This is a genomic window from Ktedonobacter racemifer DSM 44963 (assembly GCF_000178855.1).
GTDB classification, from domain to species: Bacteria; Chloroflexota; Ktedonobacteria; order Ktedonobacterales; family Ktedonobacteraceae; genus Ktedonobacter; species Ktedonobacter racemifer.
The window spans coordinates 1,734,714-1,760,155 of record NZ_ADVG01000001.1; the positions used below are offsets into that span (position 1 = coordinate 1,734,714).

Consider the following 25,442-nt stretch of genomic DNA (forward strand, 5'->3'; position numbering starts at 1 on the left):
CCTCACAATTTGGTAGTGACTCCGGAAGGGGGTGATAGAATAGAGAGGAGGAGGTGAACGATGAACAAGCGAGAAGCAGAGGAGCAGAGCAGTCTGCCAACGTGTCCCAATCCCGCATGCTCAGGGCCGCGCGTTGTGCGCAATGGCAGCCACCGGGGACGGCAACGGTATCTGTGCCGCACCTGTAAGACGTACTTTGGAGCAACGCAAGGCACGCCGATGTATGGGTTGAAGACGCCTGCCCCCGAGGTAGCGCAAGCGCTCTTGGTGGTGATGCGGCGCGGCAGCTTGCGGGCTGCCGAGGAGATCACCGGGCACAAATACGAAACGATCAGTGTCTGGCTCAAGCGAGCAGCAGAGCATGCCGAGGCCCTGACGCAGGTGATGGCTTGCGATCTGCACGTGAGCCAGGTGGAAATCGATGAGTTCTGGTCGTTTGTCCAGAAAAAAAGGGGACTGAAGGGGCGTCCGACGAAGGAGCACGCTGGGCTTGCCTCGTCCAAGATCGGGAGAGCCGCTTCGTGGTTGCCAGTGCCACCGGACCGCTGGGCGAGAACCTGATGACGCGGGCCGTCAGCAGGACGGTCCTGCGAACCCATCGCCGCCCGCTCTGCTGGTTTAGTGATGGCTGGCATGGCTATGCGGCCATTCTCCATCGTGCCTATCGCCAACCCCAGTCGCGTCAGGGCAAAACCGGACGGCGCAAGTTGGTGGTGCCTGACACCGTGTCGTTGACGCAAACAGTCAAACACCGTGATGAGCATGGACGCCTCCTGTCAGTAGCAATCCGCATGGCGATGGGAGCAAGCCAGGGACCCGCCGGGACCGTGCACGTGGAGCGACTTCATGGTGCGTTGCGTGATCGGTTGAATGCGCTGACCCGCAAGACGCATGCTTTTGCCAAACGAGACGCGACCTGGGATGCGCTGGTCGGCTTGCAGATCTTCGATCACAATTTCCATCGGGCTCATTACGCTCTACGCCTGCCGCTTCAGATTGTCGATGGCGTTCATCGCTATCACCATCGATCTCCAGCAATGGCTCTGGGCGTGACTGATCATCTCTGGTCCTTCCAAGACTTGTTGACTACTCGACTCCCTATCACCTCTTAGAGGAGTCACTACCCACAATTTGGAACCCTTCTTTATGGGGGTTCGTGATATACAGTGTATGTTGTGCTCAAGTAAGAGGGGAGACATGTGTGAAACGAACCAGCCAATCTACACGCGATCCCAGAGATTATGGCTATCCGATTGCTGACATTGCAGTCCTTTCTGCGAAAGCTGTCGAAGTCACAAGGCGGTTAACGCAGCTTTACGGGGAGCTACCTTTTTCCAGCAAAGACCCGATGAGTATGCTGGTCGAAATCCTCCTTTCGCACCGTACTTATGACGCACAAACAGATGTGGCATATGAGAATCTGTTGAATCACTTTGGCTCGTGGGAAGCAGTACGAGACGCACCAACACCAGAAATCCAAGAGACAATTGCGAATGTCAACTTTCCTGAAGTGAAAGCGCCTCGTATTCAAGCAGTACTCCGCCAAATTACACAGGAGAGAGGAAGCCTTAACCTTGACTTTTTATGCGAGTTACCTCTTGAAGAGAGCGCAGCATGGCTCAATCGTTTTGAAGGAGTGGGACCGAAAACGACGGCCTGCGCCCACTGCTTCACTCGCTCGCTATACATCTGCGCATTGTGAAGGTATTGAGCAACGTCGACAATCGTCAAAGGCCATGCGATCTTGGGGAGAGGTCGCGCGTCTGCCGAGCGATTGAACTTCCAAGTGCGTGGATGAGAAGCCTGCTGTTTCCTATCTGAGCGCAGAGAACGAAGCAGTTGTTGTTCTGTCAGGTTTGCATCTAGATGGACCTGCAGCATTGACTGTGCCCAGACCAGAGCCTCATCGCTGTAGCGTTCATGTTGGATCAGGAAGCAAGTGACGTGGAGAAAGTGAATCGAATGAGCCACAGCGTTGAGCGCTTCAAAGCTCAAGAGTTCCTCGTGGATTGTTTGACAGGTGCTCTCTTCGAGAAGTACAGCACCACATTGGAGACAGGGTTTTGACATCTCATGACCTTCGGTTGAGCAGGAGGTTCCCCGATGATGGAAATCCTTCCCAGAGTGTTCCTGAAAAGCAGTATAGGTGCTCTGGCACGTTGGTGCAACCCCAGAGGCGAAAAGGTGGGCAGTGGGCAGATGCACTTACGCGACATGGATCACTTCCAAGTGGAGCACATCAAACTTGGTCCGACCATGCATCTCGCACTTGATCAACAAAAGTGCGGGTGAGCCCGTCAACAAAAGTGCGGGTGAGCCCGTCAACAAAAGTGCGGGTGAGCCCCGTTTGAAGGCTCAAACGCACTTTTGTTGACGAGGCTGGAAAGCATGAGCAGGGAGTCTGCCCACAGAAGAACCTGCGCATCTAGAATGAGACTGATGAGCAGAAACCGGCTTCCCCAGCCTCATTCTAGATGCGCAGATGATCGACTGGCGCGGAATCCTGCAAAAGCAATTGTCGGATGGCCTCAATATTCCTGACGATCCGTTTCGCTTCTGCTATGAGAAAATTCCACTGCGCCCGCGCCTCATCCTGCGCCTGTTTGTCTGCTCTAGCAGCCGCTTGAAGGGCTCGGAGCGCTTCTGGCAGGTCTGGCAACGGTGGTGGCTGCCTTCCTTCACGCAGCGCAGCTGCTAGCCTGCTCATGGCTTCATCGACTTGCTGGCCGAATGTGGCCATTGCGGGGAGGGCAGAGCGCTGCGCATGGTCGCGCAGGTATGCTTCCAGTGTCAGGCCACGGCGCGTAAGAGGATCAGCTGCTTCCAGCAGTCCCTCTGCCAGTTCAGCAGGAACGCGGTGAGCCTTCGGCTCCTGCAGCATCCGACGGACTGAGCCTCTGGCGTTTGAACGTGCCAGGCGCTCTTCAAGGTGCCGCTGGTCAAGCGTGACTGTTTGCAGCTCACCGGGATCGGCGTAGAGGTGCAAGATGGCGTCGAGATAGTGCCCAAGCGTCTCAATGCGCCTGGAGATCGTAGCCGGCACCTGGGATTGCTCCCAGGTCGGCCAGAGGGCATAGATCAGCAGCGCGAGTGCTCCTCCGATGGCCGTATCGATCGCCCGATATGCTGCGGTCATCACCGTCTGGGAGGTTGTGAAGGAGTCCAGGAAAACGACAGCCATAGCAACGGCAGCTGAAAAAATGGCGTAATTGGCCGGCAAGGTGGAATACATCAAATAGGCCGCGATGGTAATGATCGCCACTAACATCGGCTGCGATGGCTGAAGGAAGACGACCAGCAAAGTTGTCAGGACAGCACCGAGCATCGTTCCAAGCAGGCGCGCGATGCCGCGCGTGAAGGTCGTGATGAAGTCGGATCTCAGGACCAGCATCACCGTCAGGGGGATCCAGTAGCCGCGGTCTGCCGACAAGTGAAACACCAGGTAGAGGGCGGTTGCCAGGGAGAGCGCTATCCCCAAGCGCAGTGCGTGGCGGAATGCGCTTGACTGCAAGGTCAGATTGGCGCGAAGATTGGACCAGGGATCTGCAAGATGCAGGCGTGGCGGTCGAGGATAGAGGAAATGGGTGCGAAGAGACCAACCTTGCCGTGCATCTCTCCAGGAGACGGCCAGTCTCCTGGCCAGATACAGTTCGCTGAGCAGGGCTGTGCAATAGGGGAGGATCCGCTCTATCTCAGGCTTTCCGCCGGACGTTTGAGCCAACATGCTCAGCTCAGTCAGGGATTGTTGAATGGCTTCTTCTGGCTCGGAGCCACTCGTTTCGATGAAGTGACGAGACGGGTGTAACGCCTGCGCGATGGTTCGCAGTTCACCTGCACTGGCCTGCATGATGCGGCACAGATGATCGCTGGCGCCTCCCTCTCGCTGCTGCTCTCTGGTCAACTGCCGAGCGCTGCTTGCCAGGATGGTGAGCGTCAGGCGCACACGCTCTGCTTTCTCGAGGAGCCGGGCAAACAGTTTCCCTTGCTCTGTTCTGGTATCGCTCTGGAAGAGCGTTGTCTGCCCTTGTATCAAGACATCGGCGAGTTGCAATACATCCTGTCCGCTGAACACGTTGGCTGCATACGCGGCTAGCTTCTGATAAATCGCCACCAGCGCGGATCGCTCAGGTGCCGTGTTGGTCCATGGCGAAGGGATGATCGTGAGCAGCGTCTGGAACAAGGCGCCAATACCTACCAGTGCCGCGATCTGGAGTGCCTGCACTGGAGTGAGTGCGAAATGGGCAAAGACGACCAGCGCGCTGCACGCGTGCAGGCCAACTATCAGACCCATCGGACTGACTGAAGCAAACACGCCCGCGACAACACCCCACATGCCCGTGACCAGGACGAGCAGCCAGCCAACGCTCCCTGTGATGCCTCCAACCAGCGCTGAGAGCGCCATAAACAGGCTGTCTAACAACATGCCTCGCGCTCGCGTCCGGGAGGGGTCCCGCAGACCAACTAAGCCAAGCAAGAGGCCACCGACAGCGATGACAAGGCTTGCAGTGACCTGGCCCGTTGCCACGCCAAGAGCCAGCGGGAGCATGAAGCCTAGCGTACAACGAATGGCCTGGAACGATGTGAACTGCGAGCGGTCGAACTGCCAGACGGCTCGCCAGGAAGTTCCAAGGGATGCAAGCCACGATCCGGGCTCCCTCTCTACATTTCGCGATGATGGTCTCTTTTCCTTCCACTTGCTTTCGCTTCCCTCCGTCGAGGACTTGCTCATTGCGCTGCTTCCTCATCGTTTGTCCCATTTGGGAACGGTAAACCATATCGTGGCAGTGAGTCGTCAATCGTCCAAACCTCCAAAGATAAAGTCCGTTTTTTTTCTCTACCTGCGCTTTCGCTGCCAAATATGGGTAACAGTGCCACAATATGGCTCAAAAGCTCATCTGTAACTGCTATGAAATGGTTCATTGTTGTTTGTCATAATTCTTGGTTCTTACACATTCTCGATACCGCTGGCGAACCCTCCTCAGGAGCATCAGGATCGCATTGTAAAGAGCGGCTCCGGATCTTAATCAAGTTGAAGGCCTATGAGTCTTCAACTTGATGCAGCATAGGTCAGCAATTACATCTTTTATTGGGCATCTGTTTGGTTCATGAATGCTAGCCGCTTCGAGAACATCCACAATGCGTTTCTCACATGCCTGTCGTATGGCTCTCTCCAAGGTTCGCCAGTGGTATCATTCTCGGTGATAAGCACATAAATAGAACAAGGAGAAGCAATTCTTTGTGCTCGAAAACGCGAGGCACTTTCAAAAACAGGCTCATCTATCCAGAACTCAGTGGTACGAGCATACGATCCGTCGTTCTCTGGTACGACTGATCTTGCGCGTCAAGTTCGCACCGACAGGCCCAGAGGAAAACCGAGCTGCTGACACTCCTCAGCCAGTTTGGGTTCGCACTCTTCCTAGGAGAGAAGCTGGTCTCGATAATCTGCAAACTGCTCAGAGACGTCACTCAAATGCGAGTTTGTGAACCGCCTTCTCGTCCCATTCGAGACCAAGGCCAGGTCCTCGAGGAACGACTTTGCCTTTGTTCGGCAACAAGCGCTCGGTTAGGACGGCCCCGGCGAGGTCGAGATACTCGAACCAGGATGCGGTTGGTGACGCCGCCATCGTGTGCGCGCTTGCCTCGATGAAGGTATGACTCGACAACGGCAGAGACGCCGCCTCGGCCTGCCCTGCAGCGGAGATCCAACCGGTGACCCCACCTATCTTCATGATGTCGATCATCGCGAGATCACTCGCTCTGGCAGCAATGGCATTTGCCATACCACGGGGGAACCACCAGTTCTCGCCGGTTTGGATAAGAACCGGGTGAACGGCCTCACGAACGGCACGGTGGCCTTGCAGATCATCGGCAGCGACCGGTTCTTCAACCCAGGTCAGATCAAACTCTTGCAGGCGCAAGATTCGCTCGATAGCGCTGGCTGTCGTCTGCGACTGATTGAAGTCGATCATCAACCTGACCTTCGGTCCGATCAGCTTCCGTACGGCAGCGACAACTGCGATGTCATTGGCTACCTCGCCGGCGCCGAGCTTAATCTTGATCGCCTCGAAACCGCTTGCTACCGACGCCTCGATCCAGGCAAGGTCGGTCTTGATGTCCAGAATGCCGTAGCTGTCATAGGCATCTAGCGGCTTCACCTCTCCGCCGAGCAGCACCGCTACAGGGAGATTGGCCGCGCGCCCGAGCGCGTCCCAGAGCGCCATGTCGAGCGTACCGACAGCCATGCCTGCTACTCCCTGCCACCCCACAAGCGTCAACCGCTTCTCGAGCTGTCGCATGCGCTCGCGCGGTGAAACCGCCTTGCCGACGAGATCGGGTGCAACGTCGCGGAGGAACTGCACGAGCGAACGCAGCATGAGAGGGTTGTAGGCGAAGGCATAACTGCGGCCGATAATCCCCTCGTTTGTCTGAATGTCAACGAGGACAAGCGGCGCAGCGAGAATGTCACCGGACGCGGTGCGGACCGGCCTTGGCATTGGCGCCAGCACCGCGCGCGCCGCAATGGAGTTGATGGTGAGACTGTGAAGCATGGATCGACCTCCAGGTACGCAGGTCCAGTTGAATTCGCCGCTGCCGCTTGAGGCATCAGGGGCAGACCATCGTCGCTCGCTGTGCGGTGGTCTGACGTCACCGTCGGACTGCCTCGCAAGGAGTCGAGGCGATTCGAACCGTCCTTAATCGTGACTTATCATGCCGATCTTTTCAGAACCGGCCCTGCCCGAAATCTCCCAAGCTTCCGGATGATGGGCAAACCGGAAGGAATCCAAGATGCCTGGTTCGTCGGCTAACCGGACGAGTTCGGGCAAGTCCGGCGTCGAAAACGGAACTACACCACTATGGTCGTGACTTTGCCGTTCTCTACCAGAGCGCCTTTCACTGGAGGAACGATATACTCAATAAGTTCCCGCAGGTTGTTTTTGTACCCCGTTCCGCAATGAACCTCCACGAGGCGTAAAGCAGTAGCATGGCCTGAACATGGGCCATTACTAGTGAAGAGATTGCCTTCTTGGACGAAGCTGAGTGAAGGATCCTTTACCAGCTTGGCCTTTGGTACCTCTCGTTCAAATCTGTCATAGTTATGTGAACTGACCTGACAGTGTCTTCCATCTAAGAGTCCTGCTGCGCCCAGCAAGAAGGCTCCAGTGCACACAGACATCACATACTTGCTCCCTGGCGCATTTGCTACCCTTTTGATGTAATCAATGGTTCCATCCTTGTGGCGCGCAGGAATATCGTGAGCGCCACGCCCCCCAGGCGCAACGATCATGTTCGCAGCCGGGGCATTGTCATAACTGAAATCTGGAGTCCATTGCATGCCAGACGACATAACATAGGTATTGATGGTTGGAGCCACAGTGAAGACTTTCGCCTTCGGGGCAACTTTAGGATAGAAGTAATCTGCGAATTCAGATTCCCGAATGAAGTCAACTGCGAAATCAGTTTCCCCGATGGGCCGCCGATCAGGCGGAAGAGCCTCAAATAGGGACATCCAAAAGAACATTTCATAGGGACCTACGACGTCTTGCTCCTCTGCGCCCTCAAAGATGGGCAGGGCAATAGACAGGTCATCCATGCAGCCAGATCGAGATGTCTTCGCAACCATTTCCTCATCCTCCATGCAATTGAAAAGGACAGATGACTACGAGAACAGCATACGTGTGGTGATTCTTCTGCAGACAGGTCGCGACACCACCAAGTGTAATCTGTCCATCACTCAAGTGCAAGCAGGACAGCGATGCAGGACAATCTCCATCAGGATACGAGGTCGGTCCTGGCTCTTCTAGGGTCACTTCCATACGATTCAGGTGATTGCCGTGCTGAGAGTGGTAGGAATTACTCTCAGCCACGCGGTCGAGCACTGGTCCTGTACAGGAGAGCACTTTTCGGTCTACCAGTTCGCGAATCGGAGAGGGAGCTTCCCTCTGTTTTCCAGGAAGAGGAGGCGCTGCTGGTGGTGCGCCTGCACCTCGCGCAACAGAAGGTGGAGGAAGCACTCCAGGAACTGGCCTCCTGGAAAGAGCAGGCGCAGGCTCAGGGACACCTGCATGTCGTGCTGGAAATGCTAATCCTACAAGCCCTGGCCCACTTTACGGCTCGCTCGCTTCCACCGGCCCGATCTCCCCTCCTGCATGCGCTGAAACTGGCCCAGCCGGAGAAGGCCCAGTGCTACGTAAGCTGCGATAAAATTGTGTGTAAGTTATAGTGCTTTAGCGCGGGGAGCTCTCAGGTTATGATTTCTCATGAAAATGATGAATTTTCATGATGCATGGTGGTGTGCTATCCTAAAGAAGGACAGGATTATCTAGGTCATGTGTAAATGTGTTTCAAGAACACCCCTGGTCAAGAGTGGAAGGATCGGAAAGGTTTTGAGGAGGTTTGATGGATGCAACGACTGCGTTCCTTTTTCTCTGCGCACCACGTTTCTGGTGGGCCTCACAAAGGTTCAGACCCATCTGAACACCAGCAGGAGCCAGCACCCTACCCATATGCCTGGGCGACTGCTCTGATTGGCTGGGTTCTGCAAGGCGGCGTATTGCTCAGTGCTGCGGTGATACTGATCGGGATCATCCTGCTTCCCACTCGACCAGGAGGGCTTTCTCCAGAGCGCTTACTGGTCTTTCCGTTCACCTGGTCCGCGCTGGTAGCCAGCCTGGCTCAAGGGCATCCCCAGGGGATCATCACGCTGGGTTTACTGTTGTTGATCGCCACTCCTGTTTTGCGCGTAGCGGTCTCGATCGTGACGTTTGCGGTAGAACGTGATCGCACCTATGTGGCCATTACCTGCCTAGTGCTGGCTATTTTGCTGTTCAGTATCTTTGGCGTGGGCACCTGGAGTTCCGGGCAACACGCCGCGATGACCAGAGGGATTCAGTTCTCCGCGCTGGTTGCCGTGCTGATTTTCCTGGCGTCGATCGCTGCGGGTTTACTCGGCTCGCTGGTGGGTCTCGGTGGGGGCGTGCTGATCGTGCCGCTGCTCACCCTGGTCTTTAAACTGCCCGTCACGTTTGCCATTGGCGCGAGCATCATCTCGGTCATCGCGACCTCCAGCGGCGCGGCAGCAGCCTATGTGCGCGATCGCCTCACCAATCTGCGCATTGGCATGTTTCTGGAGATTGCCACCACCATCGGAGCGATCAGTGGGGCGTTTCTCGCCGGGGTGCTGGCTCCGCATCTGCTCAATATCATCTTTGGGGTTATTCTCTTACTTTCTGCCGCGCCGTTGGTAGTCGAAATCGGCGAAGACACTCCTCAGGGGGTGAAAAACGACCGCCTGGCAACCTGGTTGCATCTTTCCAGTACCTACCCGGACCACAAACTGGGGAAGGATGTGGCGTATCAGGTAACGCGCACGCCCTGGGGACTGGCCATGATGTACGTTGCTGGCCTGATCTCCGGCCTCCTGGGCATCGGGAGCGGAACCTTTAAGGTCATCGCGCTGGACACCTTGATGCGGCTGCCGATCAAGGTCAGTACGACGACCTCCAATTTTATGATTGGGGTCACGGCGGCGGCCAGCGCGGGCATCTATTTCTTGCGTGGGGACATTCCCCCGCTGGTCGCGGCTCCGGTCGCGCTGGGCATTCTCGTCGGCGCGCTGGTCGGAGCACGTCTGCTCGCGAGTATCAGCAACAAACTGTTACGTCTGATCTTCTTGCTGGTGTTGCTTGTCAGCGCCATCGAGATGATTCTGCATGGAGTAGGATGGGGAGCTTTCTAAAAAATCGGGCCACACGTGCCCCGCAAAACCGGCTGGCCTTCCCATGCTTCCCGCATGGCAAAACCCTCTTCTCAGGCCAGTCGTGCCCGTGGCCGGGAGAGATCAGGTGTTGCGATCTCACGGATGCCACGTTGTGAGAAGAGAAGAAGGAGAAGAAAGATGCCAACTACGAAGCCCACTTCACGCTTAAAGGTCTATCAAGAAAACCCGTTGAACGCAGGAATGCCACTCGAATGCTTGCCGGAGGCTTTTGTCACTCCGTCCGACCTGTTTTTCATCCGTGGGCACGGCACGATCCCCCAGGTTGTGCCAGAGACCTATCGTCTCATGGTCAAGGGGATGGTTCAGCATCCCCTTGAGCTCTCTCTGGAGGATCTGCTCACCCGATTTCCACAGCACACCCTGACAGCGACGCTCATCTGTGCCGGCAGCAGGCGTGACGAACTAGCGGCCATTCATCCTCTGCCGGGCGAAATCCCTTGGGGGGCTGATCCGATCAGCACCGCCAGGTGGCGAGGTGTGCGTCTCAGCGATGTTCTGCGAGCGGCAGGAGTCGAGGAAGAGGCCCACTATGTGGCCTTTCGCGGACTCGACCAGGCCCGGGTCGCGGGCGAACTGGTCCATTTTGGCAGTTCGATCCGCCTGGAAAAGGCTCTGACGCCCGAAGTCTTGCTGGCCCACGAAATGAACGATGCTCCTCTGCCTCGTGAACATGGTTTTCCCTTACGCGTGCTCGTTCCAGGCTATGTCGGGGTCAGAAGCGTCAAGTGGCTGCAGGAAATCACACTCCAGAGCCAGCCGTCGACCAACTATTTCCAGGCTCGCGATTACAAGACCTTTCCTCCGACCGTGACCGCGCAAACCGCTGATTGGGAGCAGGGGAAGACCCTGGAAGAGATTGCCTTGAACGCGGTCATCTGTACCCCGAAGTCAGGAGAGACGCACCAGGCGGGCCCCGTCCTGGTGCAAGGGTACGCACTCACCGGAGAAGAGGCGCCAGTCGAGCGCGTCGAGCTTTCCACCGATCGAGGGGCCACCTGGATACCCGCGACGATCCGGGAAAAGACCGATCGTTGGGCCTGGTGTTTCTGGGAGGCCACCCTGGACCTGCCTGCCGGGGAATGCCAGATCATCGTCCGCGCCTGGGATGCCACAGGCAAGACCCAGCCGGAGGATGCGCGCTCCCTCTGGAATTTCAAAGGGTATGCCAATAACGCCTGGTATCAGGTCCAGCTGCATCTGGTCTGAGGCGTGTTTTGGGAGCAGGATCTGTTGGCTTTCCTTCTCGCCTACCAAACACGATATGGTCGAAATTCCGCGGGATCTTTTCGAGCGCCTCACCCAAGCGCTCTCCTTTGCAGCCTGATATGGATAAAGTCTAGCTTAGTGCATCCGATAAAAAGGTATACTCTCAAGGATATGGGTGGTTGGGCCGGTCGTTGAGAATATGATCCGCGTGATACTCTGCCTCGCGAAACATCACCGGGAGATGATGGTCGTCAAGAGAGTAATAGACCTTGTTACTCTGGCGCTTGCGACGTACCAGACGACGATCGCGGAGTAGGCGAAGTTGATGAGAAACTGCCGATTCCGAAATTCCCACCTGGTAGGCGATTTCGCGCACACACATGGTACGCTGCTGCAAAGCGTAAAGTATTTTGACTCTCGTAACATCTCCCAGCGCCTGGAATGTCTCAGTTACTATTTCAATGACGCGCTCCGATGGTTTGCTGACTTCCTCCTCCACAGATATAGTCGTTTCGACATCTGGAGTTCTCGGTTCTTGCATATTTTTTCCTCTCTGAGTATCTGTTCATATACGCGAGAGTATGTGCAAAAGAACTACAATTTTACATCTTACATCGAATTCCAGGCGTTTTCCCCTATACACATCGTTTCTTCCCAGGTATAATTTTATTAACCACCATTTAGAAATATAGCTTATTCTTATCTGCAATGTCAAATACACTTAATTGTCCACATAATTCTCTAAAACTGTTTAAACTTGCTCTTCTGCAAGAAACTCGTTTTGATATGGCGTGTTCAAGCAGTTTTTTCACGGCATCGAGATAAGCTTATGCGGAAAGGATCAAGCATTGAGTAAGGACAGGGGTAGTTTTAGTCTCTCCGCGCTTTCCCGGGTCTTCAAACAAAGCTCATCCGAAGTGCGCGGCAAGATCATCCGAATGTATGTCTTACTCGTAGGTTTGAATATTCTGGCCTGGGTACTGGCCTTCATCGCGTTCGGAACCAATCCCAAGCTACTCCTGCTTGCTCTTACAGCTTATACGTTTGGTCTGCGTCACGCCTTCGATGCAGATCACATTTCAGCCATTGACAATGTCACCCGTAAGTTGATGCAAGAGAAGCAACAGCCTGTAGGTGTCGGGTTCTTCTTCTCGCTTGGTCATTCCTCCGTTGTGACCCTCTTGACCCTGTTTATTACTGCTACAGCTCTCGCCCTTGACAAAATAAATACCTTCAAAGCGATGGGTGAACTGATCAGCTCCTCAGTCTCAGCTCTCTTCCTGCTGCTGATCGCTGCCATTAATATTGTCATCCTGGTGGATATATTCAAGACGTTTCAAGCAGTGAGGCGTGGTCAACACTACGATGACCACGCCTTAAACGAGTCGCTGAACAACCGTGGGCTTATGGCACGCATCTTTCGTCCTGTGCTCAAAGTAACTGACCGAAGTTGGAAGATGTATCCTATCGGCTTTCTCTTTGGCCTGGGATTCGATACGGCTACTGAGGTTGGACTACTCGCAATAGCAGCAACGACCGCCACACAGGGGGTGCCAATTGTAGCTATTCTGATCTTCCCACTCTTGTTTACCGCTGGCATGTCCTTGCTGGACACAACCGATGGCATCTTGATGCTGGGCGCATATGGCTGGGCCTTCGTGAAGCCGATGCGCAAGCTCTACTACAATCTGAGTATCACCTGTATCTCGGCCATCATAGCCCTGGCTATTGGCAGTCTTGAGGCATTTAACGTGATCGCAACTGAATTGAATCTGAGCGGCCCTTTCTGGGATCAGGTCAGTGATCTGAATGAGAACTTCAACCTCCTTGGGATTCTCATTGTTTGCCTGTTTATCGTAAGTTGGGTTGCCTCAACCATAATTTACAAGATCAAGCGCTATGATGATTTCGTAATCACAACAGCACCAGCCAGGGGCGACAGCCAATAGAATGCAATTCTGCGTTATGCTCGTTCAGCATCATACGCCAGGGGGTTAGCGTAAGGTTTGTCTTACGCTAACCCCCTGGCATATCAAATAGAAATCCCATCACTTTTGGCTGCTGGCAAACTTTTTGTCAGGCACACGCACAGCCTGACAGGTGTTTGTCATGGCCATTGTTATCCTGCAGGAGAAGCAGGCCATCTTTCCTCTGTCCAGTCCAAGGCCTCGCTCACCAACTGCTGGAATTTGGACGTACACGAGGGTTCCAGGCAAGATACCAGCGTACCTTCACCATGGATCGTTTCAAAGGTGACGGTAGTGCCCAGTTGACCACTGACGAGTTGTGTCACGTTGTCCCTCGAAACGTCGCATACCATGATCTGGTTTTGATTTTTAACTGTACACAAAGATTATCTCTCCTTTATACTCTCTCCAACCGCGCCTGTATCTCTTGCATTTTGTTGTTCAGCTCATCGACGGTAATGAGACCTTTGTCGAGAAGCACGTGAGCGGCAACCAGTGCTTGATGCGCGTAATGGGGAAATTTAGAGTAGAGGGTTTCACCTAGCTCATCCTCGGCAGCGCGTCTATCCTTATTACACCACGAGCCCCGCCAGTCCAGGCATTCGCAGGTAGCCTGCATATACGTTTCCCAGGGCAATGGCTTGTGATCCATCTCTGGGAGTGTGGTCTCTCTCTGTATGCTGTTGTCATCAAGCAAGTGCATCAGCAGATCATAGCGTTTCGTTGAAATCATCAAAATCTCCTTCGCATGGAGGGAGCAGATTTTTGTTGAAATCATTACTCCCCACGTCGTGACACATCTATCTCCCTACCCCACGCGTTCGTGGTACTCGCCTTTCCCGCGCAGGTTTGATCATTTTCTATTTCCTCACAAGTGCGCTTAGGACGCTCCACGCGACGGCGGCTGGGTTGCAGTCCAATCAACAGAGGGAAGAGCCACACCAATCATCGTATCTCTCGTGACAATAGCAGCAAGCTGCTCCTCGCTCCAACCTTCAGTCCCCTTCGGGCGCATGGGCATAACCATAAAGCGCGATTTCGCGTTCGAGTCATGGACGCGAATCTCCACCTCTGGAGGAAGGTACAGACCGAACTCAGAAAGGACTTCGCGAGGCCAGCGAACGATGCGGCGACGGTAGTTTACAGACCGATACCAGCTGGGAGACATGCCGAGAACGGGCCTGGGATAACAGGAACACAATGTACAAACAATCACATTGTGAACCTGGGGAGTGTTTTCAAGCACGTAAAACCAGGTATAATCGCTCGGTGTGCCATGACCGGTTGGCTGAGCCCAATCAATTCCTACCTCTTTGCAAGCCTCTATCCCGTTGGCAAGCAGACGCGCTTTAAATTCCGGATCAACCCAGGCCTTGGCCACCAGGCGTGATCCCCCAGCAGGCCCGACCTGTTCGGACCATTCTGTGAAACGACGGTGATCCTCGGCTGAGAATAGCCCGTGGGAGATCGCCAATTCGCGCACCGCGATCTCCAGGGCCTCAAATTTGCTAATCTCACCCTGCTCCAGGGCGAGTGAATGTTCGTGTGTCGTACTCATTTCGCCTCCTCTTTGGCCGGCTCAAGCCAGCGCTCATAGATCTCTGTTTCCAGAGTATCGTTTGGATATCCTTGATATCCTGGCCACAGGTCACGCTGGTTAAAACGGACCACATAAAACGGCTCTGCCCGCCCCTCGTCGCGCCCCCAGGCTTCATCTTCGGGGATAACCCACGCTGGCCGATACTCCGCGATAACTCCTATTTTGCCTCGTGTATAAGTTTGAACGCGGGTATAGAAGAGAGACGTCCCTTCCTTAACAGTGACGCGATCTCCGATCTGGAACCTTCTCATTCCTTCACCCCCAGGCGTTTACTCACCTCATCAATCTTTGCATTCAATTCATCGGGGGTGATATACCCCTTACTGATCAGTGTTCTGGCTGCGGTCATGATCCATCTCCCATAATAGGGAAATCCGAAGTAGATGGTCTCACCGAGGTCATTCTCACATCGACGACGCTCCTCGGAGTTCCACACGCCACGCCACCCCAGGCACTCACAGGTAATGTAAGTGCGCATTTCCCATTCTTCCTCTGGTATATCTTGATATATCACCGGTACATCCGGTTGTCCTCCTACATCATGTATAACATGCGTTAAGTTATCAAGGAACTCATTGGAAATGGTGGGTGGTGAATCCAATGGATAGTGCACAGTAGGAGCAATAGCTGTAGTTATGGTCTGCCGTTTTTCGAAACTAGATGAACTCATTGAAACCTCCTCTATACAAGAAATGCGATTTCAGGTAGACAGTTTCCTTACAAGCAGCCACAAAGGGTAGAGTTAGTTGCCAGGAACGCATCTCTATCAGAAGTATGAATAAGGTACGGACTTCAAGCCGACCACTTCATAAATGATTTGATTGAGTGCATTCACGATAGGCCACATACCAACAGGATGGTACTAAGGTAAGTATAAGAGCCTTCAACAAATTGTTCGGTATTGTTATGCATACAATAAGGAAAGAAAACGTCTTGGCGATCTCACCGGCCTTGACATCCAGGGCTATTTAATTCTCATAAAGGGAGGCAGGCTTCCCCTTTGGAGACCCTTCGCGCCTGCGGCGCTCAGGGGGTAAGGGTATCTGGGTTGAAAAAGGCCCTGCCTTTTTCAACCCAGATACCCTTACCCCGAGGTGAGCGTAGCGAACCGAGGCAAGAAGCAGAAGAGAATTAAATAGCCCTGCTTGACATCACCATTGGCTTGCTCTTTTCTCTTACCACTGCAGGCAGGGCGAAGGCGTCTTTTATCCTGATGCTATAATGAATATGGCCGGGAGAGCCCATTGAGAGAGGCAAACTGTCATTTTCTCTGTGAAGAGGAACATTGCCCGTGTCCTCATGCAGGGAGTGTTTGAGCGCTTCTTGAAGGATGAACGAGATGGAGGAGAACCAGCGATCTGTTTCGCACAATCACACAAAAAAAGTAAACCAACAATCAAGCATCCCGCCTGCGAAACGACTCGCTCCCAGATCGCAATCTCACACAACGCCAAAAGAGGGGGTGCCATCACCACAACTGGAAGCGGTCTTTGCATCATTGCCTGACGCGGCTCTTGCCTGCGACCGAGACGGCAAGCTGCCCTGCATGAATGGCGCCGCCCTCAAGCTCTTTGAGGTCTCCTCTACACGTCCCTGGTTGGGGACTCCTTATCGAGAGTTTCTCCAGCGCTATGAGTGGTATAATGAGCTGCATCACCCTACTTTCCCTGCCCCCTGGCTGTTGAAGCCGGACAGTAATGCAGCAGAAGCGTCCCATACCTATGAACAGACCTTGATGCTCAGCCTCCCTTCGGGACGCAAGACCCTGCTTGAACTACGCTGTTCATCCCTGCTGGATGCCGAGCTGCAGATGAGCGGCATGGTCTCGCTCTTCCACGAGGTGACGCCCCGTTATCAAAAGGCTCTGCATCTCCAGCGCGTCTTTGAAGCAATCTCGGCACTGAACGAGGCCATCGCGCTGATCCCCGAGCATCTCGCCTTTGCCTTCTCTGATGATATGCCTCTCTTATCGTCTCCTATGCTTTTTGTGGCTCAACAACTGGTGGATGTAATCCGCCAGGTTCTTGCGTACTGGCGTGTGAGCCTGATCGCTTTCGGATCTCAGACTCAGCGCTTCTCTTATGCTGTGGGAAGCGGCTTCACCGCTGAGCAAGAACAGCAGCTCCGGGAGATACGCGGGCGCTTCTTGTTCACCGAGATTGTTGACGTAACGGTGCGCGCTCTCTTGCATGCCAACCAGGAGGTCATTCTCAGGGCGGATCGCCTGCACTTCCCGGTAGGATACCCTGCCGATTTTGGGGCGGCAAACCTTCTGATCATCCCCTGTTCCTGGATCAGCATCTGGCCGGGTCCTTGCTCATTGCCAAACAGAGGGGAGACAGTGGCTACAGCCAGGAAGAGATCGAGCTCGTGAAAGCCGTCGCCGCACAGGCCCGGCTAATTATTGAATGTCTTGGCAACTTGCAGAAGCAGACTGGGAGACAGGCGAGAGAACTCGTATTGCACGAGGTGGATCGCCTGAACAGGGACTTCCTGACGCTGGCCAGCCATGAACTGCGCACCCCGCTGACGGGGATCAAAGGCAATTTGCAACTGTCGCAGCGCCGCCTGGAGACCTTGAAACGCCACCTTGCCGAGCAGCCCGAGCGTGCAAGTGCGCATCTTGAACACGCCCAGCAGTCCCTGGCGCAGGCAGCGCAGAGCGCCCGGCTGCAGGAGCGCATGGTGCGGGATCTGATCGATGATGCGCGCATCCAGGCCAATCAACTCGGTCTGTCTCTCAAGTCCTGCGACCTGCTCGCCCTGATCAACGTAGCAGTGATGAAGCAGCAAGCGTCTGTGCCCGAACACACAATCGAACTGGAAAACCTGACAACCGAACATACGATGCCTGTTCTCGCCGATGCCGGGCGCATCACCCAGGTGCTCACTCTCTACCTGGCGAATGCCCTCAACTATTCCCCCGCCGAGCGGCCCGTGACTGTCCAGGTGAGAAGCTCGGACGACCTCGTACGTGTCTCTGTGCACGACGAAGGAGCCGGCATCCCCCTGGAAGAGCAGGGGCGCCTTTGGGATCGCTTCTACCGTGGGAAAGGGAGCGCGGTCCAGCACGAATTGGATCTCAGCCTGGGACTCAGTTTCTATCTCAGCCAGGCGCTCATCGAGCGTCATCATGGCAGCGTTGGGGTAGAGAGCGAGCCCGGTCATGGCGCAACGTTCTGGTTTACCTTGCCGATAGCGAGATCTGCGGCGTAAATATAAAGAAGGATATAACAACAGAGAGAAGAAGGCGAAGCATGACCATTAAGCTATATGGCACCAACTGGTGTAGTGATTGCAAGCGCAGCAAGAAGTTTTTGGGAGAACAGCGTGTGCGCTATGACTACATCGACATCGAGGAGGATGAGCAAGCGCAAGCGTATGTGCGTGAGCTGCAAAAGGGTGGGATGTCGATCCCAACGATTGTGTTTGATAACCAGAGTGTGCTCATAGAGCCGTCGAACGCGGAACTTGCCGAGAAACTGGGCCTGGATATCAAAGCTCGTTGTACCTTCTATGATTTGATTGTTATAGGTGGTGGCCCTACAGCCCTTACCGCCGCGATTTACATTGCTCGCGATGGTTATGATGTGCTGGTCATTGAGCGTTCGAGCCTGGGTGGGCAGGCGGGCATTACAGAGTGCCTGGACAACTATCCCGGCTTTCCCCAGGGGGTGAGGGGCGGTGAGTTCGCCGAGCGCGTGGTTGAGCAGGCGAAGCGCTTCGACGTCGAGATGATTTCGGCACAGAATGTGGTGCGTGTAGGCAACGATCTCGATGCGCATTTCGTTGAGACCGAGGATGGAACACACTATCGCTGTAATGCTGTGTTGCTTGCTACAGGTTCAAGCTATAAGCGCCTGGATGTGCCCGGCGAAGGTGAGTATATTGGCGCAGGTATTCATTTCTGCGCCACCTGTGATGGACCTTTCTATAAGGGGCGTGATGTCGTGGTGGTTGGAAGTGGCAGTAGCGCCGTAGAGGAGGCCGTCTTCCTGACGCGTTTTAGCCCCCAGGTGACAATTCTTGTGCGAGGAGCGCGACTCTCCGCCAGCAAGCTCGCGGTTGATAAAGCGCTCTCTACACCCGAGATCAAGATACGGTATAACACCGAGATTATAGAGTTTAAGGGCGAGAACAATCGTTTTACGACGCTGGTGGTCAAGGACACGCAGAGTGGGAAGCCAGAGGTGCTCCATCCTGCCGCAGCCTTTATCTTTATTGGTCTCCAGCCCAATAGCGAGCCATTCCGCGAAACAGTTGCCACCAACGCCCAGGGCTTTATATGTACGGGATCAGATTTTCAGACGAATATCGAGGGCATTTTTGCCGCGGGCGACGTGCGCGCTGGGAGCACCAAGCAACTGGTAAGCGCGGCGGGTGAGGGCGCGGCGGCGGCCATCGCGATCCGCGAGCACCTCAGCACGCACCATGCCGGCGCCTGATTACCTGTTGTGAGTGGCATATTGGGCACACCTGTATAGGGTCCCATGCTAGCATGGACTGAGAGGCACACATTATGGGTGGAGAGACACAGGTATAAGCTGTATTGATGCGTATAAATGCATGTACCTCGAAGTAATATTTGGCCATATCACTGACCAATATACTGACCGCGCAGACGCTTGAAACGGCTTCTAGACTGGATCAGCGCCTTGGATCTCCGTTCCATTGAGACGCATATCCTAGCCGTGAGTTCCACGCTCCTTTGTGGTGCGTTCCTTCAACATCTCCTTTTCGTCCCAGGCGGACTGATAGGCTAAGATATGCGTCATTTGGACAGAATATGGGCCACGCGAGAGCTACACATGTGAAAGTCGGCGTATGGTAAAATAGTTAGCCCTACCTCCTATTGGCACGAGAGCCACTTTGTTAAAACCTGCCTTCTTCTATGCGCGTATGTGCCGTTCTTCGGACCCTGCATCTGTTGGTAAGGTCAACCAGAAGGTGGCCCCCTGGCCCGGAAGACTGACCACTCCAACGCTGCCCTGATGCTGCTCAATGAAGACCTTGCACAGATAGAAGCCCAGGCCCAGGCTCAGGTCTAACTCCTGCTGGACAGCGCTTCCCTTGGCTCGATAGAAGCGGTCCCAGAGATGCTTTTGCTCTTCCATTGAGATGCGTGCCCCCTCGTCATGGACCGAGACACGCGCTATCCCATCCTCGACGGTCAGGTGGACCGTCACCGGCTGATCCGGAGGCGAAGCCCCCAGAACCATCTCCAGGTATTTCACAAGCACCTGTTTGATTCGCCCGGGATCGGCAAGAATTGGGATTGCTTGCTCTCCTGGTACGAGATTGAGCGCGATGGTGCGTGTCGGTGTTGACTGTCGTTGCCAACCGGGGCATCACCACTTATGAGATGGGTAAAAGGGCGTAAAAAGGCCGCCCAATTGTCCAACTCTAAGAGCAGATCGGGAAGCGTGATCTGGGGAAGCATGCTATAGACCTGAGGACACAGACGTTCCACCTCGGCTGGAATCTCTTTTCCAGTGGTGGCAGCCCTTTTCATCCAGACAGAGACTCCCTTCGACCTTCCCAATACTTTCCTCCAGGACAGCAAGCTTCTCGGTGATTTCTCGCTGCATTGTTTCGAGATACACTTCCGCCGCGCTCGTCACGGCCAGTCTGCTCCGGCAGATTGATATCCACGCGAGTCCACAGTTCATCGCAGAGTGGCTTGAGAACTGAATAAGGATCAGTCAGTCCAAAACATCACCGCATCTAGTCCAGTGCAAAATTAACATTTACACATGTCAGAACCAGAGAGCAATGCTTATACTCCCTGGTTCTGACATGTGTCCTAGTGTCCAAACTTGTGCAAGTCACAAGCCGGGCGCGTCGTCGTGGGTATCTCGTGCTACTTTACTTAAACTAAAAGAGCCTGAATAAGTGCTACTTCCTAGCACATCAAGCAGGGTAACGCAAATTCTAATTTGGTTTCACCACCGTGCGATAGTAATCGCACAGTTTAGTGAGCGGGCATTGGTTGCAGCGAGGACGTTCATAGACGCAAATACGTTGACCGAGCCGGAGCAGTCCTTTATGGAAATTGTAGATGGTCCTTGCATCGTTAGGCAACAAGGCTTGCAATAGCGTATGCGCATTATCTGCTGTGACTTTATTGCCAATCAGTCCAATGCGAATCGAAGTGCGGTGGACGTGAATATCAACAGGAAGTATGGGCATTTTACAGCTAAACAGTAGAACACACGCAGTGGTTTTAGGCCCGATTCCTTGAAAACGGTTGAGCCAGGCTGCCGCTTCTTCAACAGGTAGCGAACAGAGGAAGTCAAGGTTGAGGTTACCCCGCTCCTCGGTGATCTGGCGCATAATCGCCTGTATGCGCGGCGCTTTGACTTCAGGAAAGTTGACGTTGGCAATTGTTTCTTCTACCTCTTTGGTTGGTGCGTCTCGTACCCCTTCCCACGAGCCAAAGCGCTTTATGAGGTTGGCGTAGCCTGCCGCTGTCTGCTCATCACGCGTCCGATGTGAAAGGAGAATATCAACCAACATACTCATTGGGTCTTTTTTGGAAAAAGGCTCTTCCCCGAACTGCTCGGTCAGTTTTGCCGTCACTTCGAGAGCTTTTGCTGAAAGGGCAATCACATCGGTAGACGGGTACCCGTAGTCCGCAGGATTCCGAACGCGCTGGGGCGATTGTTTCACGACTCTTTCCCCTTCTCTTGTAGCAGATATATGTAGTATACACGAATCGTTTTCGCGAACCGCTCCAAACTCGTGCAAGTCACAAGCCGAGCGCGTCGTCGCGAGTATCTCGCTTTTACGGATGAGGCCACCTTGATCTAACGGAAATTACTCTCTGGCTCTGAGTCCACTAATAACGGAGGCGAGGAAGAGATGAAAGTGCTGTCTCACTCCTGCCTCTTTGTGATCCATTACTCAACCAAAAGCTCTGAGGAGGCCCGCTTGTATCTGGGTCAAGAAGTGCTTGCTTTGATGGATCGTACCCTCAAACATGGTAAGCAGATTCTTGGCACCAGTCAGGGCCGACCAGTCCTGCTTCATGGCGACTTTTGTTTCGGTAATCTCTTGTTTGATCCGCACACCTGGCGCATTTCTGGTCTCATTGACCCACTGGATGCGGAATGGGGTGAGCGTGATCTGGATCTCGTCAATCTCATCAATGGACAGGTGCTACACTTCGAGTTGCTGAACAGATATCGCGAAGCAATGGATCTTGGGGCTTGCTTTCCTCTCCGCTACTGGTTCTATCAGGTTTGGAAGTGGCTCTTCTATTACGTGCGGGTGCGAGTGGCGTGCCGAGAATGGGTACTACGCTGCGGACGTGAATTGGAGAAAGCAATGGATCGCTATCTCTAGAAACATACCTCGTTCAATGCAATTTCATGCTAAATGACAAATGCTACTAGCAGATGTTCATGAGAGGAGATGGCAAAAAGATCGCGCACGTCTCACTCGTTACCTGCTTGACCTCTCGCGCCTACGGCGCTCGCACCTGGTTCTTGAGTGATGGTCCGGCTGCCAGGACCATCACTCAAGAACCAGGTGAGCTGAAAAACCGTTCTTATATCGGCGCTTTACGCGGTTCCAGGTTGTGGATGCCTGGCTTGTCGGATTGCTCGGGAGCAAGAGAGGGCCAGGGCGGTAGCCCCTAACACCACACTGGAAATAATGATGGTGGGGGCTGTCCCCCAGTGCTCCAAAGACCAGCCCGTCAAGAGCAGGCCAAGGGGATTGCTTACGCTAGTGAAGAGGCGACAGGCACTAATCACGCGACCACGCAAGTGATCAGGGATAATCGCCAGGCGATAGCTAAAGTAGGGGACATCCTCTATCGGATCCGCAAAGCCAATCAGAAACTCTACAACTCCCAGCAACCAGAAATGCGGCAAGAGCATATAGAGAAGCCAGAGCAAGGCAAAGGCCCAACGTGTGATGAGGATCGCGCGCCCTACATGGAGAGTTCGCTGGATAAGCGGCGACAGCAGCGAGCTAATCAGCGCTCCAATACCACCACACGCCACCACAACGCCAAGCAGAGTGTCAGAAGCGTGCTGCTGCTTCGCCAGCACGATTAAGACCAGCGTGCTGCCTGGTATAATGAGAGCACCGACACTATTCACCAGATTCATGGTACGCAATACCGGTTGGCGCCACATCCAGGCAAAGCCCTCCCGAATCTCAAGAATCAGGTGGCGTCGTACGTCCGTACGTACTTGCTGAAACGGTGTGCGAATCAAGAACAGCGTCACAAATGAAGCGGTATATGAAATGGCATCAGCGAGAAAGGGCAGCAAACTCGCCACGCCGTAAAGCAGGCCTGCAAGCGAGGGGCCAAGTAGGCCTGTAATACCTTCAACAACCTCCTCCTGGCCCATGGCTGCGGATAACTGCTCGCCACTCACGACCTGGCCCAGGCTAGAGGAATAGGCAACTTCAAAAAAGCTCTGTAGCGTCCCTTCAAGAAAAGCGTTAAAACAAAGCTGTGCGAAGGTCAGGTGGCCCAGGCCGAGTGCCAGGGGAATACTTGCAATGCTCAGTGCGCGCCCGATATCGCAGGCGATCATAACACGTTTGCGATCCCAGCGATCCACTAACGCTCCAGCAAAAAACATGCTCAGTGTTCGTGGAAGTGTGCGCAAGGCCAGAGCGATAGACGATTGTAACGCTGAGCCAGTCACCGCCAGTACTAACAGAGGAAACGCCAATAGCGAAACACTCCCTCCAATAGTTGAGATCGTCTGTCCACTCCAAAGCAAAACATAATCTCGATTTCTCCAGAGTGGGATTGAAGATTGCTGCCTGGCATTCTTAGAAGAGATTGTCATACGATGACTCCATTCATCAAAGCATGCTGACTGCTACCCAGAAACATGAGTGTAGAAGCGCTGGCAATGGAAGTAGCATTGGTTGTCAGCAAGAGAAGGACTCCAAAAATGAGCAAAGCTATACCATAAAGGGCAAGGAGGAAAAGTGCCCCTTCGCGGCAGCTTCCAGGCAGAAAAACGCCATAAACAGAGCATGCTATAGGAATAGCGCCGAGAACGCCACGCGAGAAAGGGCGTTATACCCGGCAACTGGGGAGATGTGCAGGTGAGTAGAGAAGAAAGGTGACGCCCGCAGAAAACATGATACCATCACGGTAGCCAACAAAGACTACTGTGTGATAACAACGGGCGGCACAACCTCAATAGCCACGTAAGCGCGTGCCGGGCTTACGCAGCGAGGGTGCTTGTAGCGCGGTTACGGTTGCGATGTATCATCCACCCGCGTTTGACGTGTGGATGATTTTTCAGTCTGATATAAGGTAATTTCACACTAGCATAGTAGCATGCGAGCGGCTTCAACGTCAATATACGCAGGCCGCTCGCTCAGCGCACGTACGCCAAGAAGCGCGAGTACTCGCTATGAACCGATCTTCGCCGTCAGAATAGTGTCATAAAACATGATCTCGTACTCATGGCTGAGGCGAATAGCGCGGGTGATACGCTGCTGATCTTCGGGCGAGTTATAGCGCGCCAGGAGGGTTTCGTCTACGGGGGTGACCTGCTCGCCAATCGCGTCATGAGCGGAAAAGAACTCCACCTGCTCGGCGGTCAGGTTATAGTGACGAATTAAGGTGGGGGCGATGCGAGCGCAGATCTGCACAAAGATATCCTCGCTGGCACTTACCGAGGCCAGTTTCTCGGCGGGCGCGCCATAGGCCAGCATCCAGTAGAAGAAGTTGGTCAGCGCCATACAGCCTGCCAGCGGCTCTACAGCATCAAAATCGGCGCGTGAGAGACCCAGAGCCTCTCCGAAGCGCAGCAAAAGTTTGTAGCCGCCCACTTTGGGCGTCAACTTACGAATCAAGAGATCCTGGATCTCCAGGTCAGGGAGAGCGGCAATCGCCAAGGCATCGAGGCGATAGGCCTCGCGCACCAGCCACCAGTCCTGCAAAGCGAAGAGACGCAAACGCTCAGGCTCCAGCGTCCCCTCCTCGATACGCCGCCAGAGTGAATGCCCTAGAATATGCGCGCGCAACTGCTGAATATCCGCGGAAACGATACTATCGGCGAAACTCATAGCGTCCTCTTTTCTTTCTCAAAGACTACTTTTTCTTTTTATTGTTTGCGCCTTTATTGTAGCCCATATTCCTCACCCCCTCGCTTCATTTCTGGCTTGCTTGTATTATGGGATAGTTTTTCCGTCTTATTGAATAGCAGAAAGAAACTTTACATTGCAAGGAATCTCTGCTACATTCATAGACATCAATGCATTTTTATTTACCTCTTTATCATTTGGCGCTAAAGGGAAATGTAAAACTGCATAGGTTGTTTACAAGCAGGTCTCTTTTGCCGCCACTCATTGAATCAGGGAGAGGATCTCATTCTTATGAGCGATCAAAATCCGTACAATCCATATCCATCGCAAAACAATCCAGCTGGTGATCCCAATCAGTATCCGCCTACCCAATACCAGCCGCCTGCGGAGAACTACCAACCTGGTTACCAGCCTCAGTACCCACAGCAGCCTGTGGAGAACTATTCGCCTCAGTATCCGCAGCAACCAGTGGGCGCTAACTACCAGCCTCAGTATCCACAGCCACAATATCCAGGGGCCTACCCCAATATGCAGCCACCGGTACAGGGCTACTATCCACCCCAGCAGGCATCGGATTCACGTGGAGGCATGGCGATTGCTGGATTGGTATTAGGTATTATTAGCATGCTCGCATGGCTGATTCCGTGTATTGGCTTCCTTGTCGCGATCCCTGGTATTATCTTTTCGGCTCTCGGAATGAAGTCCACCCAGCGCAAAACAATGGCAACCTGGGGGCTTGTACTTTCAATTATTAGTATTGTGCTCTCCATAGGTAATGCTGTCCTTGGTGTTGTCTTGAGATATAGCCTTTATCACTAACTCC

The 25,442-nt window shown here is 54.0% G+C and carries 26 protein-coding genes and 1 pseudogene; 13 read left to right on the plus strand and 14 right to left on the minus strand.

Translation table 11 applies throughout. From position 1 onward, the window contains the following. The first annotated feature begins 60 nt into the window (after nucleotides 1-60). The 3 genes from KRAC_RS07595 to KRAC_RS70155 all read left to right on the plus strand — a co-directional run bounded on the left by KRAC_RS07595 (nucleotide 61) and on the right by KRAC_RS70155 (nucleotide 1,702). Complete coding sequence (locus KRAC_RS07595) at nucleotides 61-561, plus strand: IS1/IS1595 family N-terminal zinc-binding domain-containing protein (RefSeq protein ID WP_007905782.1); 501 nt, start codon at nucleotides 61-63, stop codon at nucleotides 559-561. Then, on the plus strand, nucleotides 522-1,112 hold the full coding sequence (locus KRAC_RS07600) for a hypothetical protein (RefSeq protein ID WP_244421978.1): 591 nt from the start codon (nucleotides 522-524) through the stop codon (nucleotides 1,110-1,112). Before KRAC_RS07595 ends, KRAC_RS07600 begins: the two co-directional genes overlap by 40 nt. Nucleotides 1,113-1,201: 89 nt before the next feature. Further along, nucleotides 1,202-1,702, plus strand: a complete 501-nt coding sequence (locus KRAC_RS70155; protein ID WP_211221253.1) for an endonuclease III domain-containing protein — start codon at nucleotides 1,202-1,204, stop codon at nucleotides 1,700-1,702. Nucleotides 1,703-1,707: 5 nt separating this feature from the next. On the opposite strand, the pseudogene KRAC_RS79335 reads toward KRAC_RS70155, so the two are convergent. Continuing rightward, nucleotides 1,708-2,070 (minus strand): annotated as a pseudogene (locus KRAC_RS79335) (DUF5946 family protein); the annotation flags it as partial. A 33-nt stretch (nucleotides 2,071-2,103) separates the two neighbouring features. Between KRAC_RS79335 and KRAC_RS07610 the strand changes: the two are divergent. After that, nucleotides 2,104-2,292: a hypothetical protein gene (locus tag KRAC_RS07610; RefSeq protein ID WP_007905785.1), complete on the plus strand. Its 189-nt coding sequence runs from the start codon at nucleotides 2,104-2,106 to the stop codon at nucleotides 2,290-2,292. Nucleotides 2,293-2,470: 178 nt separating this feature from the next. Here KRAC_RS07610 and KRAC_RS07615 read toward each other — a convergent pair whose 3' ends face one another. From KRAC_RS07615 to KRAC_RS61045, 3 genes are all read right to left on the minus strand, one after another. Next, nucleotides 2,471-4,729, minus strand: coding sequence for an FUSC family protein (locus tag KRAC_RS07615; protein ID WP_007905786.1), 2,259 nt, complete (start codon nucleotides 4,727-4,729; stop codon nucleotides 2,471-2,473). A 733-nt stretch (nucleotides 4,730-5,462) separates the two neighbouring features. After that, entirely contained in the window at nucleotides 5,463-6,548 is a 1,086-nt protein-coding gene (locus KRAC_RS07620) for an enolase C-terminal domain-like protein (protein ID WP_007905788.1), read from the minus strand. Nucleotides 6,549-6,844: 296 nt separating this feature from the next. Further along, nucleotides 6,845-7,621: a DJ-1/PfpI family protein gene (locus KRAC_RS61045; RefSeq protein ID WP_007905790.1), complete on the minus strand. Its 777-nt coding sequence runs from the start codon at nucleotides 7,619-7,621 to the stop codon at nucleotides 6,845-6,847. Nucleotides 7,622-7,753: 132 nt separating this feature from the next. On the opposite strand from KRAC_RS61045, the gene KRAC_RS70910 reads away from it, so the two are divergent. The 3 genes from KRAC_RS70910 to KRAC_RS07640 all read left to right on the plus strand — a co-directional run bounded on the left by KRAC_RS70910 (nucleotide 7,754) and on the right by KRAC_RS07640 (nucleotide 10,984). Continuing rightward, nucleotides 7,754-8,221, plus strand: coding sequence for a tetratricopeptide repeat protein (locus KRAC_RS70910; protein WP_007905792.1), 468 nt, complete (start codon nucleotides 7,754-7,756; stop codon nucleotides 8,219-8,221). Nucleotides 8,222-8,401: 180 nt separating this feature from the next. Further along, nucleotides 8,402-9,736, plus strand: coding sequence for a TSUP family transporter (locus KRAC_RS65475; protein WP_007905796.1), 1,335 nt, complete (start codon nucleotides 8,402-8,404; stop codon nucleotides 9,734-9,736). Nucleotides 9,737-9,895: 159 nt separating this feature from the next. Beyond that, nucleotides 9,896-10,984, plus strand: coding sequence for a molybdopterin-dependent oxidoreductase (locus KRAC_RS07640; RefSeq protein ID WP_007905797.1), 1,089 nt, complete (start codon nucleotides 9,896-9,898; stop codon nucleotides 10,982-10,984). Nucleotides 10,985-11,147: 163 nt separating this feature from the next. Here the strand turns inward: KRAC_RS07640 and KRAC_RS07645 are convergent, their stop codons facing one another. Continuing rightward, on the minus strand, nucleotides 11,148-11,525 hold the full coding sequence (locus KRAC_RS07645) for an ArsR/SmtB family transcription factor (RefSeq protein WP_007905799.1): 378 nt from the start codon (nucleotides 11,523-11,525) through the stop codon (nucleotides 11,148-11,150). Nucleotides 11,526-11,832: 307 nt separating this feature from the next. Here KRAC_RS07645 and KRAC_RS07650 point away from each other — a divergent pair, with 307 nt between their 5' ends. Continuing rightward, on the plus strand, nucleotides 11,833-12,933 hold the full coding sequence (locus KRAC_RS07650; protein ID WP_007905800.1) for a HoxN/HupN/NixA family nickel/cobalt transporter: 1,101 nt from the start codon (nucleotides 11,833-11,835) through the stop codon (nucleotides 12,931-12,933). 415 nt (nucleotides 12,934-13,348) lie between these two features. Here KRAC_RS07650 and KRAC_RS07660 read toward each other — a convergent pair whose 3' ends face one another. The 4 genes from KRAC_RS07660 to KRAC_RS78155 all read right to left on the minus strand — a co-directional run bounded on the left by KRAC_RS07660 (nucleotide 13,349) and on the right by KRAC_RS78155 (nucleotide 15,221). Next, nucleotides 13,349-13,684, minus strand: a complete 336-nt coding sequence (locus tag KRAC_RS07660) for an SH3-like domain-containing protein (protein WP_007905802.1) — start codon at nucleotides 13,682-13,684, stop codon at nucleotides 13,349-13,351. 147 nt (nucleotides 13,685-13,831) lie between these two features. After that, a complete protein-coding gene (gene scnC / locus KRAC_RS07665) occupies nucleotides 13,832-14,509 on the minus strand; it encodes a thiocyanate hydrolase subunit gamma (RefSeq protein ID WP_007905804.1) in 678 nt (225 codons plus the stop codon). Beyond that, nucleotides 14,506-14,802: an SH3-like domain-containing protein gene (locus KRAC_RS78150; RefSeq protein WP_007905806.1), complete on the minus strand. Its 297-nt coding sequence runs from the start codon at nucleotides 14,800-14,802 to the stop codon at nucleotides 14,506-14,508. The genes scnC and KRAC_RS78150 overlap by 4 nt, the downstream gene beginning before the upstream one ends. Next, nucleotides 14,799-15,221: an SH3-like domain-containing protein gene (locus KRAC_RS78155; RefSeq protein ID WP_007905809.1), complete on the minus strand. Its 423-nt coding sequence runs from the start codon at nucleotides 15,219-15,221 to the stop codon at nucleotides 14,799-14,801. The genes KRAC_RS78150 and KRAC_RS78155 overlap by 4 nt, the downstream gene beginning before the upstream one ends. Nucleotides 15,222-16,013: 792 nt before the next feature. Here KRAC_RS78155 and KRAC_RS70915 point away from each other — a divergent pair. From KRAC_RS70915 to KRAC_RS07695, 3 genes are read left to right on the plus strand one after another with little or no spacing between them, the layout of a single operon-like run. Beyond that, on the plus strand, nucleotides 16,014-16,925 hold the full coding sequence (locus tag KRAC_RS70915) for a nitrogen regulation protein NR(II) (RefSeq protein ID WP_157506343.1): 912 nt from the start codon (nucleotides 16,014-16,016) through the stop codon (nucleotides 16,923-16,925). Further along, the gene (locus KRAC_RS70165; RefSeq protein ID WP_040442104.1) at nucleotides 16,922-17,767 is read left to right on the plus strand and encodes a sensor histidine kinase; all 846 of its coding nucleotides are present in this window, start codon (nucleotides 16,922-16,924) and stop codon (nucleotides 17,765-17,767) included. The genes KRAC_RS70915 and KRAC_RS70165 overlap by 4 nt, the downstream gene beginning before the upstream one ends. A gap of 41 nt (nucleotides 17,768-17,808) precedes the next feature. Beyond that, the gene (locus KRAC_RS07695; protein WP_007905816.1) at nucleotides 17,809-18,996 is read left to right on the plus strand and encodes an FAD-dependent oxidoreductase; all 1,188 of its coding nucleotides are present in this window, start codon (nucleotides 17,809-17,811) and stop codon (nucleotides 18,994-18,996) included. A 444-nt stretch (nucleotides 18,997-19,440) separates the two neighbouring features. Here KRAC_RS07695 and KRAC_RS07700 read toward each other — a convergent pair whose 3' ends face one another. The 3 genes from KRAC_RS07700 to KRAC_RS07710 form a co-directional block, all read right to left on the minus strand. After that, nucleotides 19,441-19,785: an ATP-binding protein gene (locus tag KRAC_RS07700; protein ID WP_040442105.1), complete on the minus strand. Its 345-nt coding sequence runs from the start codon at nucleotides 19,783-19,785 to the stop codon at nucleotides 19,441-19,443. After that, on the minus strand, nucleotides 19,782-20,063 hold the full coding sequence (locus KRAC_RS07705; RefSeq protein ID WP_007905818.1) for a hypothetical protein: 282 nt from the start codon (nucleotides 20,061-20,063) through the stop codon (nucleotides 19,782-19,784). Before KRAC_RS07705 ends, KRAC_RS07700 begins: the two co-directional genes overlap by 4 nt. 419 nt (nucleotides 20,064-20,482) lie before the next feature. Beyond that, a complete protein-coding gene (locus KRAC_RS07710) occupies nucleotides 20,483-21,220 on the minus strand; it encodes an endonuclease III domain-containing protein (protein WP_007905820.1) in 738 nt (245 codons plus the stop codon). Nucleotides 21,221-21,412: 192 nt separating this feature from the next. Between KRAC_RS07710 and KRAC_RS07715 the strand changes: the two genes are divergently transcribed. Continuing rightward, on the plus strand, nucleotides 21,413-21,895 hold the full coding sequence (locus tag KRAC_RS07715; RefSeq protein ID WP_040442107.1) for a phosphotransferase: 483 nt from the start codon (nucleotides 21,413-21,415) through the stop codon (nucleotides 21,893-21,895). Nucleotides 21,896-22,113: 218 nt separating this feature from the next. Here KRAC_RS07715 and KRAC_RS07720 read toward each other — a convergent pair whose 3' ends face one another. Beyond that, nucleotides 22,114-23,364 (minus strand): MFS transporter, encoded by a 1,251-nt coding sequence (locus tag KRAC_RS07720; RefSeq protein ID WP_007905821.1) that lies wholly within the window; start codon nucleotides 23,362-23,364, stop codon nucleotides 22,114-22,116. A 577-nt stretch (nucleotides 23,365-23,941) separates the two neighbouring features. Next, complete coding sequence (locus KRAC_RS07730; protein ID WP_007905824.1) at nucleotides 23,942-24,601, minus strand: iron-containing redox enzyme family protein; 660 nt, start codon at nucleotides 24,599-24,601, stop codon at nucleotides 23,942-23,944. Between the two features lie 309 nt (nucleotides 24,602-24,910). Between KRAC_RS07730 and KRAC_RS69005 the strand changes: the two genes are divergently transcribed. Then, entirely contained in the window at nucleotides 24,911-25,438 is a 528-nt protein-coding gene (locus KRAC_RS69005) for a DUF4190 domain-containing protein (protein WP_007905826.1), read from the plus strand. Nucleotides 25,439-25,442 lie beyond the last annotated feature (4 nt).